Source organism: Pedococcus sp. 2YAF34 (genome assembly GCF_052114585.1).
In the GTDB taxonomy this organism is placed as follows: Bacteria; Actinomycetota; Actinomycetes; order Actinomycetales; family Dermatophilaceae; genus Pedococcus.
The window spans coordinates 1-18,019 of record NZ_JBFRFA010000054.1 but is presented as its reverse complement, the minus strand read 5'-3'; the positions used below and the strand labels follow the sequence as shown (position 1 = coordinate 18,019).

At 74.0% G+C, this 18,019-nt stretch carries 16 protein-coding genes; 7 read left to right on the top strand and 9 right to left on the bottom strand.

The window, feature by feature from the left end:
- Nucleotides 1-85: 85 nt before the first annotated feature.
- On the bottom strand, nt 86-436 hold the full coding sequence (locus AB4Z02_RS18225; protein ID WP_441972734.1) for a hypothetical protein: 351 nt from the start codon (nt 434-436) through the stop codon (nt 86-88).
- Nucleotides 437-586: 150 nt separating this feature from the next.
- Between AB4Z02_RS18225 and cofD the strand changes: the two genes are divergently transcribed.
- Both cofD and AB4Z02_RS18215 read left to right on the top strand, forming a co-directional pair.
- Nucleotides 587-1,579, top strand: coding sequence for a 2-phospho-L-lactate transferase (cofD, locus tag AB4Z02_RS18220; protein ID WP_441972732.1), 993 nt, complete (start codon nt 587-589; stop codon nt 1,577-1,579).
- Nucleotides 1,580-1,606: 27 nt separating this feature from the next.
- A complete protein-coding gene (locus AB4Z02_RS18215; RefSeq protein WP_441972730.1) occupies nt 1,607-2,668 on the top strand; it encodes a coenzyme F420-0:L-glutamate ligase in 1,062 nt (353 codons plus the stop codon).
- A gap of 24 nt (nt 2,669-2,692) precedes the next feature.
- Here AB4Z02_RS18215 and AB4Z02_RS18210 read toward each other — a convergent pair whose 3' ends face one another.
- A complete protein-coding gene (locus AB4Z02_RS18210) occupies nt 2,693-3,637 on the bottom strand; it encodes a DNA-3-methyladenine glycosylase family protein (protein ID WP_441972728.1) in 945 nt (314 codons plus the stop codon).
- Nucleotides 3,638-3,725: 88 nt separating this feature from the next.
- Here AB4Z02_RS18210 and AB4Z02_RS18205 point away from each other — a divergent pair, with 88 nt between their 5' ends.
- Nucleotides 3,726-4,427, top strand: coding sequence for a DUF3105 domain-containing protein (locus AB4Z02_RS18205; RefSeq protein WP_441972727.1), 702 nt, complete (start codon nt 3,726-3,728; stop codon nt 4,425-4,427).
- Between the two features lie 66 nt (nt 4,428-4,493).
- Here AB4Z02_RS18205 and AB4Z02_RS18200 read toward each other — a convergent pair whose 3' ends face one another.
- The 5 genes from AB4Z02_RS18200 to AB4Z02_RS18180 all read right to left on the bottom strand — a co-directional run bounded on the left by AB4Z02_RS18200 (nt 4,494) and on the right by AB4Z02_RS18180 (nt 10,659).
- The gene (locus AB4Z02_RS18200) at nt 4,494-5,360 is read right to left on the bottom strand and encodes a class I SAM-dependent methyltransferase (protein ID WP_441972725.1); all 867 of its coding nucleotides are present in this window, start codon (nt 5,358-5,360) and stop codon (nt 4,494-4,496) included.
- A 10-nt stretch (nt 5,361-5,370) separates the two neighbouring features.
- Nucleotides 5,371-6,351: a lysylphosphatidylglycerol synthase transmembrane domain-containing protein gene (locus AB4Z02_RS18195; protein ID WP_441972723.1), complete on the bottom strand. Its 981-nt coding sequence runs from the start codon at nt 6,349-6,351 to the stop codon at nt 5,371-5,373.
- Nucleotides 6,351-8,360, bottom strand: coding sequence for a glycosyltransferase (locus AB4Z02_RS18190; RefSeq protein WP_441972722.1), 2,010 nt, complete (start codon nt 8,358-8,360; stop codon nt 6,351-6,353). Before AB4Z02_RS18190 ends, AB4Z02_RS18195 begins: the two co-directional genes overlap by 1 nt.
- Before the next feature lie 10 nt (nt 8,361-8,370).
- Nucleotides 8,371-9,507 (bottom strand): glycosyltransferase family 2 protein, encoded by a 1,137-nt coding sequence (locus tag AB4Z02_RS18185; protein WP_441972721.1) that lies wholly within the window; start codon nt 9,505-9,507, stop codon nt 8,371-8,373.
- A gap of 132 nt (nt 9,508-9,639) precedes the next feature.
- Nucleotides 9,640-10,659, bottom strand: a complete 1,020-nt coding sequence (locus AB4Z02_RS18180) for a type IV toxin-antitoxin system AbiEi family antitoxin domain-containing protein (RefSeq protein WP_441972720.1) — start codon at nt 10,657-10,659, stop codon at nt 9,640-9,642.
- 205 nt (nt 10,660-10,864) lie between these two features.
- On the opposite strand from AB4Z02_RS18180, the gene AB4Z02_RS18175 reads away from it, so the two are divergent.
- A complete protein-coding gene (locus tag AB4Z02_RS18175) occupies nt 10,865-11,656 on the top strand; it encodes an inositol monophosphatase family protein (RefSeq protein WP_441972718.1) in 792 nt (263 codons plus the stop codon).
- Between the two features lie 63 nt (nt 11,657-11,719).
- Here the strand turns inward: AB4Z02_RS18175 and AB4Z02_RS18170 are convergent, their stop codons facing one another.
- The gene (locus AB4Z02_RS18170) at nt 11,720-13,837 is read right to left on the bottom strand and encodes a hypothetical protein (protein WP_441972716.1); all 2,118 of its coding nucleotides are present in this window, start codon (nt 13,835-13,837) and stop codon (nt 11,720-11,722) included.
- A 34-nt stretch (nt 13,838-13,871) separates the two neighbouring features.
- On the opposite strand from AB4Z02_RS18170, the gene AB4Z02_RS18165 reads away from it, so the two are divergent.
- Nucleotides 13,872-14,606: a TIGR03089 family protein gene (locus tag AB4Z02_RS18165; RefSeq protein WP_441972715.1), complete on the top strand. Its 735-nt coding sequence runs from the start codon at nt 13,872-13,874 to the stop codon at nt 14,604-14,606.
- On the opposite strand, the gene AB4Z02_RS18160 is transcribed toward AB4Z02_RS18165, so the two are convergent.
- Complete coding sequence (locus tag AB4Z02_RS18160) at nt 14,603-16,237, bottom strand: peptidoglycan-binding domain-containing protein (RefSeq protein ID WP_441972714.1); 1,635 nt, start codon at nt 16,235-16,237, stop codon at nt 14,603-14,605. The two genes, AB4Z02_RS18165 and AB4Z02_RS18160, sit on opposite strands and share 4 nt — an antisense overlap.
- Nucleotides 16,238-16,545: 308 nt before the next feature.
- On the opposite strand from AB4Z02_RS18160, the gene AB4Z02_RS18155 reads away from it, so the two are divergent.
- Together AB4Z02_RS18155 and AB4Z02_RS18150 are read left to right on the top strand one after the other, a co-directional pair.
- Nucleotides 16,546-17,331: a CoA transferase subunit A gene (locus AB4Z02_RS18155; RefSeq protein WP_441972712.1), complete on the top strand. Its 786-nt coding sequence runs from the start codon at nt 16,546-16,548 to the stop codon at nt 17,329-17,331.
- Nucleotides 17,332-17,334: 3 nt separating this feature from the next.
- A complete protein-coding gene (locus AB4Z02_RS18150; RefSeq protein ID WP_056882538.1) occupies nt 17,335-17,973 on the top strand; it encodes a CoA transferase subunit B in 639 nt (212 codons plus the stop codon).
- Nucleotides 17,974-18,019 lie beyond the last annotated feature (46 nt).

Sequence of the window (18,019 nt, the reverse complement as noted above, 5' to 3'; positions counted from 1 at the left end):
GTCCTGACCGGGTCAACCGCTCAAAGACCCGCAGCACCTCAAAGACCCGCAGCACTGAGGAGGACGACGGGTGACGGGCAGGGGTTCACGAGCCGCCGCTGCTGGACTGCGCCGGGCCGGTGCTCGGCTGCACCGGCGCCACCGGCTGGAAGCCCTGCTGCGCCGGCGCCGGGGCCGGGGCCTTGCGCGTCGTGTGGTGCCGGGTCCTGGTGCTCGGGCGCCGTACCGGTTGCGGCGTGGGCTCCGGCTGGGGCACCTGCTCGTCACGGACGGCACGGTCGTCGGAGGCGCGGGTCGCGGCGGCCGCGGCGGCGCTCGCGTGGTCGCCGGCCAGGTGGACCGCCACGAAGCCGGAGCCGACGAGGGCTGCCAGCAGCGACCCGACCGTGGTGCGGCGGATCGCGCGGAGGACGCGCTGGGGGTCTCGTGATCTCATACCCCGACGGTGCGGCGGCCACCTGTGGGCACCCTGTGGCCGGGCTGGGGGTTGCTCCGCCGGTATGGCGTCACAAGCGTCCCCTCGCGGGCGGGGCCCGCGGACGGGCCCGGGGGACGCGCCGGTGGACCTGCTGGAAGACTGCAGCGCATGCGCATCACGGCACTGGCCGGTGGCGTCGGAGGCGCACGCTTCCTGCGCGGCCTCCGCACCCACCTCGACCGCACCCCCGGCCTCGGCGACACCGAGCTCACCGTCATCGGCAACACCGGCGACGACATCAGCCTCTTCGGGCTGCGGGTGTGCCCCGACCTCGACACGCTGATGTACACCCTCGGCGGCGGGATCCACGAGGGCCAGGGCTGGGGGCGCGCGGAGGAGACCCACCGGGTGCAGGGAGAGCTCGCGGCGTACGGCGCCGTGCCCCAGTGGTTCGGGCTCGGCGACCTCGACTTCGGCACCCACGTCGTCCGCTCGCAGTGGCTCGGCCAGGGCGTCTCGCTCTCGGAGGTCACGGCCCGGCTCTCGCAACGGTGGGGGCTGCCCGACCAGCACGTCCGGCTGCTGCCGATGACCGACTCCCCCGTCGAGACCCACGTCGTCGTCGAGGACGACGAGGGCCAGCGCGCGATCCACTTCCAGGAGTGGTGGGTGCGGCACCAGGCCTCGATCCCCGCACAGCGGTTCATCGCGGTCGGCATGGACCGCGCCACCCCGGCCCCGGGCGTCCTCGACGCCATCCGGCAGGCCCACGTCGTCCTCCTCCCGCCGAGCAACCCAGTGGTCTCGATCGGCATCATCCTCGGCGTGCCGGGTGTGCGAGATGCGTTGCGGGGCACCGCTGCTCCCGTCGTGGGCGTCTCCCCCCTCATCGGCGGCCTACCGGTGCGCGGCCACGCGGACGCCTGCCTGGCCGCCATCGGGGTCGACACCACGGCCTCTGCCGTCGCCGGCCTCTACGAGGACTTCCTCGACGGGTGGCTGGTCTCGCAGGATGACGCCGCCGGCGTGCGCCTCCCCCGCGCCACGGTCCGCGCCCGGCCGCTGCTCATGACCGACCGCGACGCCGCCGCCGACATCGCCGGCGCCGCCCTCGACCTGGCCCTCGAGCTCGCCGGCCCCGGTGCCGCCGCGGGGCACTGAACCGTGGTCGGCCTGACGCTGCTGCCGGTGACCGGGGTCCCCGAGGTCCACACCGACGACGACCTCGCCGACCTGCTGCTCACGGCGCTGGCTTCGTCCGGCCTCGAGCTCGTCGACGGTGACGTGCTCGTCGTCTCCAGCAAGGTCGTCTCCAAGTCGCTCGGCCTCTGGGCGGACGGCGCCGACCACACCGCCGCCGTCGCTGCTCAGACGGTGCGCGTCGTGGCCGAGCGCCGTGCCGGTGACCGCGTCACGCAGGTCGTGCAGGCGGTCGCCGGGCCGGTCATGGCGGCAGCCGGTGTCGACGCCTCCAACACCGGCGGCCGCGACGACGTGCTGGTCCTGCCGGCCGACCCCGACGCCGAGGCGGACCGTCTGCGGCTCACGCTGCTCGCCGCCACGGGGCTGCAGCGCCTCGGGGTGGTGCTCAGTGATACCGCCGGACGTCCGTGGCGCGCCGGGCAGACCGACTTCGCCCTGGGCGCCAGTGGCCTCGAGGTGCTCGACGACCTGCGCGGCGGCGTCGACGCGGACGGGCGCCCCCTGCACGTCACCGCGCGGGCGGTGGCCGACGAGCTCGCCGCCGCGGCCGACCTCGTCAAGGGCAAGACCGACGCCGTGCCTGCCACGGTCGTCCGCGGGTCGCGGTGGGCGAGCGCCGACGCCGGGCCCGGCGCGCGGGCCCTGCTGCGGCACGGCCCCACCGACTGGTTCGGGCTGGGCAGCGTCGAGGCCGTGCGCTCGGCGCTCGGCACCGCTCCCGGCACTGCCGCCTCTCTCGAGGACGGGATCCCTTCAGTGGCACCCGAACCCGTGGCCGACCGCCTCGGCCGGGCCGTCGCTGTCGCCCTGCGCGGCGCCTCCGAGGCCGGGGTCGATGTCGGAAGCCGTGGGGGCGCAGGATCAGGGGCCGCGACCGCGGCCGATACCCACGAGCTGCGCGTCAGCGCCCCGAGCGGCTACGAGCTCGGCGTGGCCGTGGCCCGCCTGCAGGTCGCCCTGTGGGGCGAGTCCCTGCACGCCGAGGCCCCTGCAGAGGTCGACGGGCTCGAGGCCACCCTCACCGTCACCGAACGCCGCTGGACCTGACGACGCCGCCGCGTGGCCGGCGCGTCAGACCCGCCCGGGGAGGTGGGTGCGCGGCGCCATCCGGGGCCCTCGGCGCGGGCGGAAGTGGCCGTCGAGCTCGAGCAGCCGCTGCACGCGGTAGCGGTGCCCGCGGTAGGGCTCGAGCAGCTCGGCGAGCACGTCGTCGTCGCGGGCCTCGCCCAGCAGCGCCCAGGTGATGTTCTTGGCCACGTGGTAGTCGCCGAAGCTCACCGCGTCGGCGTCGCCGAGCGCCCGCTGCGCCACCTCCGACGACGTCCACACGCCGATGCCGGGTACGGCGCGCAGCCGGGCCCGCGCCTGCGTCGCCGTGAGCCCGACGCACTCCTCCAGCCGTCCGGCGACCTTGGCCGCGCGCACCACCGTCGCCGAGCGGGCCCCGTCCACGGACGCACGCAGCCACTCCCACGACGGCACGGTCGCCCAGGTCGCCGCGTCGGGGGCGACCCACAGGCGCCGCTCCTCCCCCGGCCCCGGCGCCCGGGACCCGAACCGGTGCACGAGCCGCCGGTAGCCGCCGAAGGCCTCCTGCCCCGTGACCTTCTGCTCGATGATGCCGGGCACCAGCGCGTGCATGACCAGGCCGGACCGCGGGACGTGCCACGCGGCATACCGGCGCCGGGCACGCTCGACCTGCGGGTGGTGGGCGACGAAGCCGCTGTCGTCGTCGGCGTCCCCGAGCAGCTCGGGCACCTGCGCGAGCACCCACTGGGCACCGGGGCCCCATGCGGTGGCCACCACCTCCCCGAGGTCGTCACGCTGCTCGAGGCGCAGGGTGGCCGGGCCGGCGGGCGTCGGCAGCCCCAGCCACCAGCCGTCGCCGCGGTCGGGCTGGAACGTCGGGTCGCCGCCGCCGCGACGCAGGATCGAGATGAGCAGGCCCACCGACACCGGCCGCGGCGAGCGCCACACGCGACGGTGCTCTGCGGTCATCGACGGGCTCGGGGACATGCCGCCAGTGTCGCGCGTTCGGGTGACAACGACCCAAGGTGGGGCCCGTAGACTCTGCGCGACCCGACCCCGAGCCACCGAGGAACCCGTGAGCAACAAGCGAGTCAGCCAGGACCGCAAGGCGCGCCTGGCCGAGATCCAGAGCCAGCAGAAGGCCAAGGAGCGCAAGGTCAAGGCCGGCATCGGCATCGCCCTCGTCGTCCTGCTGCTGGGCCTCGGCGGTGTCGTGGCGTATGCCGTCGACGACGCCAAGTCCGGTCAGCTGCCCAACCTCGGGGTCTCCGTGGCCGCGGCCTCCTGCGGCCCGGTCACCACCGACGCCGGCGGCGGCAGCGGCGAGCACGTCGGCCCGGGCACCAACAAGCCCGACGAGACCTCGGTGAAGTACGACACCGTCCCGCCGAGCCACGGCCCGCACTTCGCGACCCCCGACGTCAGCGGACGCGACTTCTACACCGCGGCCGACCGCCCGCCGCTCGAGACCCTCGTGCACAACCTCGAGCACGGCTACACGATCCTCTGGTACGACGGCAGCAAGGTGAAGGACACCGCGCTGCTCAAGGACGTCGCCGACAAGGCCGACAAGCTCCCCGAGTCCTCGGGCAAGTTCAAGGTCGTCGAGTGGGACGCCAGCCGTGGCGCGTTCCCGGCCGGCAAGCCCTACGCCCTCGCGCACTGGGCCAAGGACGCAGGCCACCGCCAGATGTGCGGCGACCTGTCCGGCCAGGCCGTCATCGACTTCGTGAAGAAGTACCCGGCCAGCGACACCCAGGAGCCCGGCGCCGCCTGACGCCCCTCCCTGCCCTCACGACGAAGGCGCCGCCCACTTGCGGGCGGCGCCTTTCGTGTGTCCGGCTCAGCGACGGCGGAACGTGAGCAGGATGAACGTGTAGTCCAGCCCGACGCGGTCCCAGTGCACCGGGCGCTCGGCGTGCGAGAGGGCGTCCGAGGTGGCCAGGTCGCCGACGAGCTCGAGGCCCGCGGCGTCGGCCGTCGCGACCAGCTCTCGGATGTCCTCGGGCCCGAAGATCTTGACCTCGCTGCCATACGCCGTCCGGCCGGTGGTGTCGGGCGGCGACTGGTCGTAGTCGGTGGAGACGCACAGCACCCCGCCGGGGCGCAGCACACGGGCGGTCTCGTGCAGGAACGCCGCCACGGGTACACCGTGCTCGATGACCGACATGCAGGTGACCGCGTCGAGCGAGCCGTCGGGCAGCCCGGTGGCGGTCACGTCACCGTGCCGGAAGACGACCCCGTCGCGGTGCACCTCGGCACCGAACTCGAGGTTGATCCCGAGCAGCGACCCGGGCGCCTCGCCCAGGCCGTAGAGCCGCAGCCAGGGCAGGACGGGTGAGTACCGGGCGCTGCCGGCGTCCATCACCCGCGCCGAGCGCGTGCCGTCCTCGGCGAGGCGCAGCACCGCACCGACGGCACCGAGCGCGTCCCAGTTCTTCGGCAGGTCGCGGTGCAGTGGCAGTCGCAGGTGCCGGCCCTCGGCGACCGCGGCCTCCCAGTCGGCGGCGGTGCGCAGCACCGCGGTGGGGGCGACTGTGGTGGGGACCGGTCGGTTGGCGGCATACCCGCGCCGCGACTCGGCACGCCGCTGGACGGCGACGCGGGCCCACAGGACACGTTCGGCCGCGCGCTTGGCGACGGCGAGCAGGGGTCCCCCGGGCGGTGCGGCCACCTGGCCCGAGGCAGACGCCTCGTCTGGTGTGGTCATGGGCGCCAACCTATCCCGCGGGCGCGTCGTCGACGACGACGTGGTCGCGCTCGCGTTCCTCGCGTGAGGTGAGCAGGTGGTGGCGGCGGGCGTAGGCCCACCCGAGCAGCGCGAACAGGACGTCGGCCAGCACGGTGAGGAACCGGGAGAGCACGACGACCGCGGTGGCGGCCGAAGTCGAGCTGACCGGCGCGAGCATGAGCACCAGCAGGCCCTCACGCACCCCGACCCCGGCGGGCAGGACGACGCTGAACATCGCGAGCGACGAGGCGAGCGCGAACCCGCACAGCGTCGCGACGAGCAGCCCCGAGACGTCGGCGGTCGCCCCGGTGGCCCGCAGCAGGACCAGGGCGTGCAGGCCGGAGCAGATCCACGTGAGGACGAACAGGCCGCTCGCCTTGGCGATCGCGCGGCCGGAGAGCTGCCGCTCGAGGGGTTCGCGCCGCAGGACACGCAGCACGGTGGCGACCCCCCAGTTGAGCAGGGGCGGGTAGAAGGCGACCGCGAGGACGGGGACGGCGACCAGCGCCAGCCACCCCGCCGTCGAGGCGTCGCCCCCGGTCAGCAGCAGCGGCACCGCGGGGAGGCCGACGATGAGCCCGCAGATCGCGGCGATGGCCACGGACAGGAACGCCACGACCGCCGAGCGCCGGCGCGGGATGTGCAGCCGAGCCCCCATCTCCGCCTGGGCGACGATGCTCCACACGGCGCCGGGCAGGTACTTGCCCAGCTGCCCCACGAAGAACACCCCACCGGACGGCGCGACGTGCAGCGGCGAGCCCAGCTCGGCCAGCAGGACGCGCCAGCCCAGCATGGTCAGGACCGGGGGGATGCAGGCGAGCGCGGCGGCGAGGACGAAGGTGCCACCCTCGACCTTGTCGATGTCGGCGGACACGTCGGCCCAGTTGCGGGCGACCGCGACCGCGACGGCTGCGACGACGAGCAGGGCGAGCACGATGCGCAGGACGGTGGAGACGCGGGCGCGACTCATCAACGCCTCCTCAGGGTCAGCCGCAGCAGCCCGTATGCCGTGTCGGTGCGGGTGGAGGTGCCCGACGCCTGCCGCATCCGCCCGGTGATGTCGCCGTCGAGGTCGCCGACCAGGACGAAGCCGAGGTCGTGGGCCCGCGCGAGGACGGCCCGGACGTCGGCCGGTCCGAGGGCGCCCTCGGCGCTGCCCGGGCCGATCGGCAGGGTGGTGCACAGCAGGCCACCGGACTTCAGCGCCCACGACGCCTGGCTCATCGCCTCGTCGACGTCGTCGGCGTCGCAGCCGCCGGGGTGCAGACGGACGATGACGTCGAGCGACGCGGTGTCGACGTCGAGGACCTCGACGCTGGAGCGGTGGCCGGTGAGCTCGAGCTCGACGGGGGCGAACCCGATGGCCCTGGCCCACCGCGACAGCGGTGAGCGGGCGCCCGACTCGTCGACGATGACCGCGCTGCGACGGCCGTCGTCGCGGACTCGGACGATGGCGGCGAGGGCACCGAGCGCGGCCCAGGCGGCGATGCCGTCGCTGCAGCGCGGCAGGCCCAGCGACCGGGCGAACGCCTTCGCCTCGTCGGCGTCGTGCCCGTCGGCGAGGATGTCGGAGGGGTGGATCCAGTCGGGGAGGTCGGCGCGGCCGAGCTCGACCTCGGGCCGTGACGCCGCGACCAGGCCGCGCACCGCCGAGGACACCCGGTGGCGCAGGTGGCCGACGACTGCCGCCGGGCCCGTGCCGCCCGTGTGGTCGCCGGAGCCCGGGGCGTCGGTGCTGGTGGGGGCACCGTCGGTGCTGGTGCTGGTGCCGGTGCCGGGGGTGTCGGTGTCGTTGTCGTCCATCTCGGCCGGCTCGACGGCGGCGAGCGCCTCGATGGTGCCGACGTAGTTGGCCCACGGCCCCGACAGGTCCGGCGGCCGCACGGCAGCGCGCAGCTGCTCGGTGTAGTCGCGGTCGGCGAGGCGGCGCAGCGCCTCCACGAGGGCGTCCTTGTCGTTGGGCGGCACGAGCAGGCCGTCGACACCGTCGCGCACCTGGCTGCCGAACGTGCCGACGTCGGAGGCGAGGACCGGCAGGCCGTGCTGGCGGCCGAGCAGGGCGTTCTGGGAGGCGGTGGCGCTGCGGTAGGTCAGGGCCAGCACGTCGTGCGACGCCAGCAGCGGGGCCAGCCGGTCGGCAGGCACGTAGCCGCCGTGCACCTCGACGCGGCCGCGCAGCCGCGGGTCCTGCGCCAGCTCCTTGACGCGTTCGCCGCTGGAGCCCCACATCTCGCCCGCGACCGTCAGCGTCGGGCCCGGCACCTGGGCCAGCGCCTCCATGAGCAGGTCGACGCCCTTGTAGTCGCGCACCATCCCCAGCGCGAGCAGCCGCGGCGGCCCGTCGTGGGTGGTGCGCTCGACGGGGGCGCCGCCGGGCAGGTGGGGCGGCAGGTCGGTGACCGAGACCCGAGGCGCGTGCAGCTCGTGCGCCAGGCGTGCCTGCTCGTCGCTGTGCACGAGCACCGCGTCCACGCGCTCGAACAGCTGCTGCATCAGCTCGCGGTCGCCGAGGTGCGCCTCGTGGGGCAGCACGTTGTGGGCGATCACGACGGTGCGCGGTCCGGGTCGACGCGTGCCGGGTCGACGCGTACCCAGAGCCGCCGACGTGGCGCGACGGCCGGCACCGGCGGCGCGCAGCAGCGCCAGGTGGGCGGGGACCACTGCGGGGATGACGTGGACCACCACGACGACGTCGAACCCGCGCAGGCGACGCCCGGTCCGCACCCAGGTGTCGGGGCGGGCCCAGCTCAGCGCCCGGACGGTGTGCGGGAACGGCTCGACGTCGGGCGCGCCCCCGGGGACGGCCTGCTCACCGGGGTAGAGCTTCGAGGGGTACAGGTGCGACCACGACACCAGCGTGACGTCGTGGCCGGCCTCGGCCAGCTCGTGCGCGAGGCTCGTCGTGTGGGCAGCCACCCCGCCCTTGTAGGGGTGCGTGGGACCGACGACGGCGACCTTCAGCGCGGCAATGGGCGTCACCGCAGCGTCGTCACACGCCCGTGCGCGAGCGCACGACCAGGTCGGACAGCAGCGCCAGCGAGCCGATCATGATGCCGCTGACGATGAGCAGCACCGTGCTCGCCGGGAAGTAGAACGGGTGGCGCACCATGTCGACGACGGCCTTGAGGACGCCGATGACGACCAGCCACAGGGCCGGGGGCATGAGCACCTTGAGCGGGTCGAAGTACATGACCATCCGCAGCACCTGGAGGATGTAGCGGTAGGCGTCGCGGACGAAGTGGAACTTGCTGACGCCCGCGCGCTTGGCATAGCTCGTCGGCACGTACTTGATGTCGTGCTGGTTGGACAGGAACGCCAGCGTGATCGTCGTGACGCAGCTGAAGCCGGGGGGCAGCAGGCGCAGGTAGGGAAGCGACACCTCGCGGCGGAACGCGCGCAGACCCGAGTTGAGGTCGGGGATCTTCTGGTTGGAGAGCTTCTCGGCGATCTTGCGGATCAGCCACTTCGCCGGGACGCGGGCCCACTTGTGCGTGCCTTCCTCGGTGGTGCGGGCGCCGACCACCTGGTCGTAGGACTGGTCGTCGCGCAGGATCCGCACGAGCTCGGGGATGCGCTCGTTCTCGTAGGTCATGTCGGCGTCGGTCCAGACGACGATCTCGCCGTACGCCTGCTGCGTGCCGATCCGGCGGGCCGTGCCGCTGCCACCGTTGCGGCGGAACGGCATCACGCGGATGTTCGCGTAGTCGCGGGCCGCCTGGTGCAGCACCTCGAGGGTGTCGTCGGTGGACGCGTCGTCGATGCAGAGCAGCTCGTAGGTGAACTCGCTGGCGTTCATCGCCGTGGTGATGCGGTCGATCTCCTGCAGGACGTGCTCGGCCTCGTTGAAGCAGGGCAGCACGATGGTGACGTACGGCTTGTCGGCGTCCTGCGCGCTCTGCGGGGTCGCCGCCGTGCTCGGCAGGTATGCCGCGTCGGCCGGGTGCACCGCCAGCTGCCCGTCCGCCGTGGTCACCGGACCCTGCTCCTGGCCGCTCGGCGCGGCCGGGATCATCTCGGTCTCGGGGCTCGTCGCGGTCGGGATCATCTCGGTCTCCGGGCTCGTCGCCGAGGCGGTCGCGGGGCCTGCGACGGGGACGGCCTGACCGGTGCTGGTGTGCTCGCTCATCTCGGCGCCGAGCCTACCCGCCACCACGACGCACGACGCACAGGCAGCAACCCCGCGCCGCACCCCCGCGCCTCACCCTGCGCCATACCCGGGTCTTTGAGCGGTTGACCCGCCCCTGACCGGGTCAACCGCTCAAAGACCCGGGCTCGGTCCACCCACGGGCCGCCCACGGGCCGCCCACGGGCCCACTCCCACCGCGCACCCGTGGCGGCGGCAGGGCCGCGCCGTACCGCTCCACCCGCGGGCGCCCAGGATCGCCGCGATGTCGTGGGCGGTCTGGCACGGCGTCACAGCGACGTCGTTCCAGAACACCCGCGTGGTGGTGCGGCCCTGGCCCAACAGCAGCCGGTCGCGCCGCCCGTCACGGACGCGGTCCGACCACTGCTCGTGACCGAGGCGGCCGTCCACCTCGACGACGAGCCGGTACGCCGTGTACTCGTGGTCGTGCCACCGTCGCCTCCCGAGGTCCGACGGCGACTGCGACACCGAGCGAGGCAGGCCGTGGGCGCGTTCCACGTCGCGCAGGTAGAGGAGCTCCGCACCGCTCTGCGCCCCGGCTGCGACGTCCGCCAGGGCCAGACCCATGACTGCTGAGTGGCGGTGGCCGCCCCGAGCGCGCAGCTCGCGGCGCAGCTCGGCTGCCGAGACCAGCTCCTTCTGGACGGCTCGCGCGGCGAGGGCCACGGCATCGATCGCCGAGCCGCTCGTGCCGACATCGAGGACGGTGGCGGCGACCGTCGTCCGCCAGGGCCAGGCCCGCTCGTCGACCAAGTCGTCCCACCGCATGGAGCGCCTGACGCGGATCCCCGGGCCGGTCCGGACCTGACGCCGCTGCGGCACCACGACCTCGACCGCGGGCGGGGCGACAGCCACCAGACCCCACAGGAAGGCGGCAGACCGTCCGCGGAGAGCGGCGTCCGCCACAACATCGCCCGAGCTGCAGCGCAGGAGTGCGGCCGTTGCCCGGGTGACCCAGTCGTCGCGGCCGGGCCGGGTCAGGTAGACGCCGTGCTGCACCGCCACCCACCGCCCACTCGTCACCCGCCACTCGACGGCGTGCGCGCTCATCCCCGCGGCGAGGCACTGCCGGCGAGTCAGGAGGTCGCGCTGCTGGTCGGCGAGGACCCGCAGCCGGTGCCAGTCGGTGGCCATGACCGCCACACTGCCGACTCGAGCCCCGTGGAACGTCGACTTGTCCACACCCTCCCGTCCCACCCCGCAGTCTTTGAGCGGTTGACCCGGCCATCACCGGGTGAACCGCTCAAAGACTCCTGGCTGGGCGGGTACGGGGCGGGTCGGAGTGGGGGTCGGGGCGACTGGTTTCGCTTGGCACGGCGACCTGTGGAACGGTGGGCACGTGGACACGGACCAGGTGCTCGACCTGATGAAGGCCGTCGCGGCGGAGGTCATCACGCCGCGGTTCCGATCGCTCGCCGACGGCGAGGTGATGGAGAAGAACCCCGGAGACCTGGTGACCGTCGCCGACCAGGAGTCCGAGGCGATCCTCACGCGGGAGCTGTCGGCGGCGTTCCCCGACGCGTTCGTCCTGGGCGAGGAGCGGACCTCGACCGACCCGACGACGCTGGACCGCTACGTCGAGGCCGAGCACGCGTTCACGGTCGACCCGGTCGACGGCACCAAGAACTTCGTCCACGGCTCCCCCGACCACGCGGTCATGGTCAGCGAGATCCGCCGGGGCGAGACCGTCCGCGGCTGGATCTGGCAGCCCGAGCACGGGGTGGCCTGGGTCGCCGAGAAGGGCTCCGGCACCTGGCGCAACGGCGAGCGAGTCGTCCGCGAACCCGTGCCCGACGACGTGCCCCCGATGGGCGTCACCTCGATCTGGCCGCTGCGCGGTCACTCCCTCGGCTCGCTGCCCGCACTGGTCGGCTCTTGGGTCTGCTGCGGCGTCGACTACCCGCGGCTCATGGAGGGCGCGGCCGACTACATCCTGTACGCCCGCAACAGCCCTTGGGACCACTCCCCCGGTGCGCTCATGGTGCGCGAGGCCGGCGGCGTCGTCGGCCACCCGGACGGCACGCCCTACTCCCCCACTGCGCTCACGCCCGGCATCATCGTGGCTGCCGACAAGGGCACGTATGCCGCCGTGCGCCGCCTCGCCGCCGACGCCTTCGCCCGCCGCAGCTAGAACTTCGCCCGGATACCGGCCCAGGGGCCGAAAACTGGGGCGCGAACGCGGCGCCCCCTGCGACTACGGCTTCGGGGTACCCAGCCAGACCTGGACGGGGAGCTCGACGAGGTGGTCGGGGCGGCGTTCGAGCAGCCGGGCGTCCTCCCGGACCCGCCGGTCGGTGCCGACCACCGCGTGGGCCAGGCCGAGCCTCGTGAGTGCGTCGGTCGAGTCGGCCGCGAGCAGGACGAGGCGGCCGCCGCGCGCGTCGACGGCCGTGGCGACCTGGTCGACCGCGGCCGCGAACCGCGCGGGGTCGTTCCGCAGGGCCGAGGTCGTCGACAGCGCCGGCACGCCGCAGTAGCCGCGCAGCACCTGCGGCCACTCGTTCGCCGCCCTGCTGTCGGCCATCAGCACGACGTCACCCGGGTGCAGCTGGGCACAGACCTCGTCGACCGCAGCCAGCTCGCCCAGCTCGACGCGCTCACCGAGGTGGGGCAGCGTGGCCAAGGCGCTGGGCACGAGCAGCGCGGCCGCGATGCCGATGCTCACGGCCACGTTGACGGCGTACGGCAGGCGTCGCGTCGACCAGCGGGAGGCCACTGCTGCGGCTGCGACGACGAGGAGCACGACGGTGGGCAACGCGATGACGAGCCGCCGGTCGGCCCACGGGTGGTCGGGCGTGATGCCCGGGCGGTAGAGCGTGAGCAGCGTGGACCCGACCGCGACGACGGCCGGCCCGGCCCACGCCGGGAGCTCGCGTCCGTCGACCCAGGCCGAGGCGGCGCGGTGCGCGAGGACGGCGACCGCCACCAGCGCGATCACCAGCGCCACAGGGCCCACCCACCAGGCCATCCAGACCACCGACTGCTCGGCGTAGGTGCGGCCCCCGTCGACCGGAAGCCCCTGCCGCGCCTGGAGCCCGGCGACCACCCGCGACCCCGGGTCGGCGGCCGACTGCCGCACCGTCTGCCACAGCGGGCGCGACGCCAGGAAGACCCCGATGACGACGAACAGCCCGGCGAGCGCCCGGGGCAACCATGCCTGCACGAGCGAGCCGGCCGACCAGCCGCGCCGGGCGCCGGCGACGACGACCGCGGCCACGACCAGCAGCACGACGCCGAGGGCCACGAGCGGCAGCAGCGACCCGGCGATGCTGCCGAGGTACTCGCTCGACGTGAGCCAGGTCAGCCCGAACGAGACCACGGCCGAGCCCGCCGTGGCCCAGCCGAGCACCCGCGCGTGCGCCTGCCGCTGCACCAGGGCGAGCGCCACGACGGGGACCACGAGGCTCGCCTCGCGCAGCGCGTCGACGCGGATGACGACCGCACCGCCCATGAGGACCCCGGCGGCGAGGGCCGCCGACCGGGCGGCGGCGGCCTCCCCCACCCGGGCGCTGCGGGCCGCCAGCACGAGGGCGACGAGGCCGCCGGCGAGGACCGGCAGGGCGACCGGCTCGGAGTACGTCGCGCGGGCGACGTGCACGAGCGGGAACACCACCGCCGTACCGAGCGCTGCCAGCGGCCCCCAGCGCGGACCGGTGAGCAGCGAGGCCAGCAGGCCGATCGACAGCACGGCGAGCCCCCAGAGCAGCGCGGGTGCCCAGAAGAGCGCGGTCGCGCCGCCGAGCCACCACGCCACGGAGTACCAGGCCGAGGTGCCGACGGGGAACTGCGGCTGGATGGTCGGGTGCTGGGGTGAACCGGTGGCGTAGAACGCCGGGCTGGCCAGCGTGATGCCGTCGATGCGTAGCACGTCGGGGCCGCCGACCGAGTCCGCAGCGAGGTCGACGGGACGGGCGTGGCCGGTGGCGAGCTGGATGGAGGACTGCAGGTAGGACCCGGAGTCGCGACGCGGCAGCACCTGCTCGGAGTGGGTGAGCCCGACCCCCACGGTGGAGGCGAGCGCGAGGGTGACGAGCAGCGCGCCCGACCACACGGGCAGCGGCCTCACGGGGACCTTGCCGGACAGGAAGCCGGCGACGAGGGCCAGGACGACCAGGACCGGCAGGGCGACCCACGGCTGCCACAGGCCCACCAGCGCGAGGACCGCGGCCGCGGTCGCGCCGAGCACCAGCCACAGCGCCGAGCCCACGACGACCCGGGTGACGAGCCAGCCGCTCCACGCCTCACCGCGCAGGAGCGGGAGGTCGCCGGGGTCGGAGATGGACGGGTAGCTGCGGGGCTCGCGGCTGGTCACGGGTCGCAACGCTATCGGCCCCTACTGTGGGGCCATGCCCACCCCGCCGGACGTCCTCGCCGCCATGCTCCGCGCCGACCCCGCTCGCCCGCGGGTCACCTTCTACGAGGACACCGACGGCCCGACACGCGGCGAGCGCATCGAGCTCAGCGCCAAGGTCCTGGCCAACTGGGTCAGCAAGGCGGCCAACGCGCTGCAGGACGAGTTCGAGGTGGCCCCCGGCTCGCGCGTCCTGCTCGCGCTGCCGCCCCACTGGCGCGCCCTGTACTGGGCCCTGGCCGTGTGGTCGGTGGGCGGCACCGTCGTGGTTGGCAGCTCCCTCGACGAGGCGGCGCTGGACAGGCTCGACCTCGTCGTCACCGACGACCCTGCCCTCGCTGCGGACCAGCTGCAGGCAGTCGTCGTGACCCTCGCCGCCCTCGCGCGCCAGGCGGCCGTGCCGACCGGTGACGCCATGGACGAGGCCCGCGAGCTGTCGACGCACGGCGACCAGTTCGTGGCCTGGGAGGAGCCGGTCGACGAGGCTGTCGCGCTCGAGGTCGACGGGGTCCGCACGCCGTACTCCGACGTCGTCGCCGACCCCGGCTGGCCGGCAGGGTCGCGGGTGCACCTGCGCGGCACCGACCTCGGCACAGACCTCGGCACCGTCCTGACCCAGGCGTTGGCCGCCTGGGCCGGCGACGGGTCCGTCGTCGTGTCCCGGGGCGACCTCCCGGCCGACGACCTGGCTCGCCGCGAGGCGGTCGAGGGCGTGACGCTGACGCCCTAGCGGTGGCGCAGCTCGGCCTCGACGGCCTTCCAGGTCACGGTGGCGACGGTGCCGGTCCGCGCGATCTTCGCGCGCCCCTGCAGCGCCTTGACGGCGCCGGCCGTCGCCGGGCCGAAGTCGCCGTCGGCGGTGATGCGCAGCGCCTTCTGCAGAGCCGTCACCGCCGCACCGCGCGAACCCTGCCGCACCACCGTCGAGTAGTAGGCGCGAAGCGGGTAGTCACGGTTCTCCAGGGCCGCCCAGACGTGCGCGTCGGTGACGCCCGTCGCCTTGAGGCCGTGCGCCCTCTGGAACGCGCCGACCGCGCTGGCGGTGCGCGCGCCGTACGACCCGTCGACGGCCAGGCCCCCCAGGGCGCGCTGCAGGGTCTTGACCGCGGCGCCCTTCGCGCCGGTGCGCAGGACCGTCGACATGAGCGGGGTGTACGCCGTCGTCACCCGCGCAGGCGTCGAGCGCGACGGCGCGGTCGGGGCGGCGGTGCCACCCATGAGGGCCGCCCAGGTGCTGGGGCCGACGACACCGTTGGCAGGCAGGCTGCGACGGGTCTGGAACGCCTTGACGGCCGACTCGGTCTGCGGCCCGAACGCGCCGTCGGCCGTCACCTTGAGGGCCTTCTGCAGCGCCACGACGGCGGCGCCGGTGGAGCCGCGGCGCAGGGTGGTGCGGGCGTACGGCGCGAGCGGGCTGGCGGTGGAGGTGCTCGGCGCCGGGGTCGGCACGGGGGCGGGCTTCGGCACCGGAGCAGGCGCGGGCGTCACCGCGGTCCCCCGCGCCGGCACGAGGCGCAGGGCGACCATCCGGGCCCAGGTGGCTGCGTCGAGCACGCCGGTGACCTTCACACCGTGAGCGGACTGCCAGGTCCGCAGCGCGGCCGCCGTCCTCGGTCCGAACACACCGTCCGGTGTGGCACCGACGACCTTCTGGGCCAGCGCGACGTCCGGGCCGGTCGACCCCTGGGCCAGCGTCGGGTAGCTGGTGTGGGTCGCCGGGGTGGTCGGGACACCGGGGGTGGTGGAGGTCGGCGTGGGTGCCGACGGGCCGGGGCTGACGGTGGTCAGGGCCTTGCCGGTCCACCAGGACGTGTGGCCGTAGGCGCCGTCCCAGGAGAACGAGAAGTGGATGTGGTCGGTGTGCGGGGCCGAGCCCGTGTAGGGCGCCCACCCCCGGCCGGGGTCGTAGGCGCGCCACATCTTCTTGTTCCAGATGATGTACATGATCCCGAAGCGCCGGGCCATGGCGCCGGGACGGCCCTGGGCGTCGGGGGCTGACAGCCAGGCGGTCACCGAGTCGGCGACGGCCTTCTCGTTCGGCTTGTCGACGCTCAGCATCCAGTCCCAGGCGCGCCCCTCCGAGTGTTCGGTGACGCCGCTGTTGCAGTTGCGGATGATGCCGTAGGACGACGTGCCGAGCCCGTAGTGGCTCGAGAGGAGCTTCGCGAACGCGGTGACGCCGGGCTTGGCCACGGGGTCGCAGAGCCGCTGCGCCTGGTAGGGCGAGGCCACGTCGAGCGCCGACGGGAGCGCCTTGCTCGGCGGCTTGGGCAGCGTCGCGGCCTGGGCACCGGTAGTCGCCAGCGGCACCGTGAGGACGGGGATGCTCAGGACACCGAGGGCACGGGTGGCACGCGACACAGCAGCCTCCTGGGGACGGCGCCTCTCACACCGGGGTACGGCGTGAGCGGGGCGCGGCGGGACGGGTCGGACTCCTGTCCCAGAGGTCACTTCCGGAGCAGGCAGAGCATTTGTCCCACTGGTGACCAGCCGCCACAAGCGGAAGTGACGAACTACAACCGTGGAGTTCCGCCGCGCCTCCACCGTACGGCCGACCCGACCCACCCGTCAGGCCCCAGCTCGGCATGTGGCGCGGCCACGCGGACCCGCGGACCTGGTGGGGAGGGACCACGCACAGCCGCCGTCGCCCGGCGGCTAGAGTCCCGGCCATGGACAAAGTCGTCTCCTCCGTAGCCGAGGCCATCGACGGGATCGTCGACGGCTCCTCCCTGGCGGTGGGCGGTTTCGGGCTCTGCGGGGTCCCGAGCGTGCTCATCACCGCGATCCACGACTCGGGGGTGAGCGGCCTCGAGGCGGTGTCGAACAACTGCGGCGTCGACGAGTGGGGCCTCGGCATCCTGCTGCGCGACAAGCGGATCGCGCGCATGGTCTCCTCCTACGTCGGCGAGAACAAGGAGTTCGCGCGCCAGTACCTCGCCGGCGAGCTCGAGGTCGAGCTGACGCCGCAGGGCACGCTGGCCGAGCGGCTTCGCGCCGGCGGCTCGGGCATCCCCGCCTTCTACACGGTGACCGGTGCCGGCACCCAGGTCGCCGAGGGCGGCCTCCCCTGGCGTTACGCCGCCGACGGCTCGGTCGCCAAGGCCTCGCCGGCCAAGGAGAGCAAGGTCTTCGAGGTCGACGGCCAGGAGAAGGAGTTCATCCTCGAGCGCGCCATCGTCACCGACTTCGGGCTCGTCCGCGCCTGGAAGGGCGACCGGCACGGCAACCTCGTCTTCCGCAAGAGCTCGCGCAACTTCAACCCGCTGGCCGCAATGGCAGGCCGGGTCACGGTCGCCGAGGTCGAGGAGCTCGTCGAGCCCGGCGAGCTCGACCCGGACACAGTCCACCTCCCTGGCATCTACGTGCACCGTGTGCTCCCGCTCACTGCCGAGCAGGCGGCCGACAAGCGGATCGAACGCCACACCACCCGCCCCCGCCCCACCCAGGAGGCCTGAGCCATGGCACTGACCCGTGAGCAGATGGCGGCCCGCGCCGCCCGCGAGCTGACCGACGGCTCCTACGTCAACCTCGGCATCGGCCTGCCGACGCTGGTCCCCAACTACGTCCCCGACGACGTCGAGATCGTGCTGCAGTCCGAGAACGGCATCCTCGGTGTGGGCGCCTACCCCTACGAGGGCGAGGAGGACCCCGACCTCATCAACGCCGGCAAGGAGACCGTCACGCTGCGCCGTGGGGCGTCGTTCTTCGACTCGGCCCAGAGCTTCGGCATGATCCGCGGCGGCAAGGTCGACGCCGCGATCCTCGGGGCCATGCAGGTCTCCGCCAAGGGCGACATCGCCAACTGGATGATCCCCGGCAAGATGGTCAAGGGCATGGGCGGCGCGATGGACCTCGTCCACGGAGCCAAGAAGGTCATCGTCCTCATGGAGCACAACGCCAAGGACGGGTCCTACAAGATCGTCGACGAGTGCTCGCTGCCCTTCACCGGCCGCGGCGTCGTGCAGCGCATCATCACCGACCTGTGCGTCTTCGACGTCACCGACGAGGGTCTCGTACTGCGCGAGCTCGCTGAGGGCGTGACCGAGGACGAGGTGCGCGAGAAGACCGAGCCGGCCTTCACGACCGACCTCGCCTGACCCACTACCGGCACGACGAGGGGCCCCGCACCGGCCGGTGCGGGGC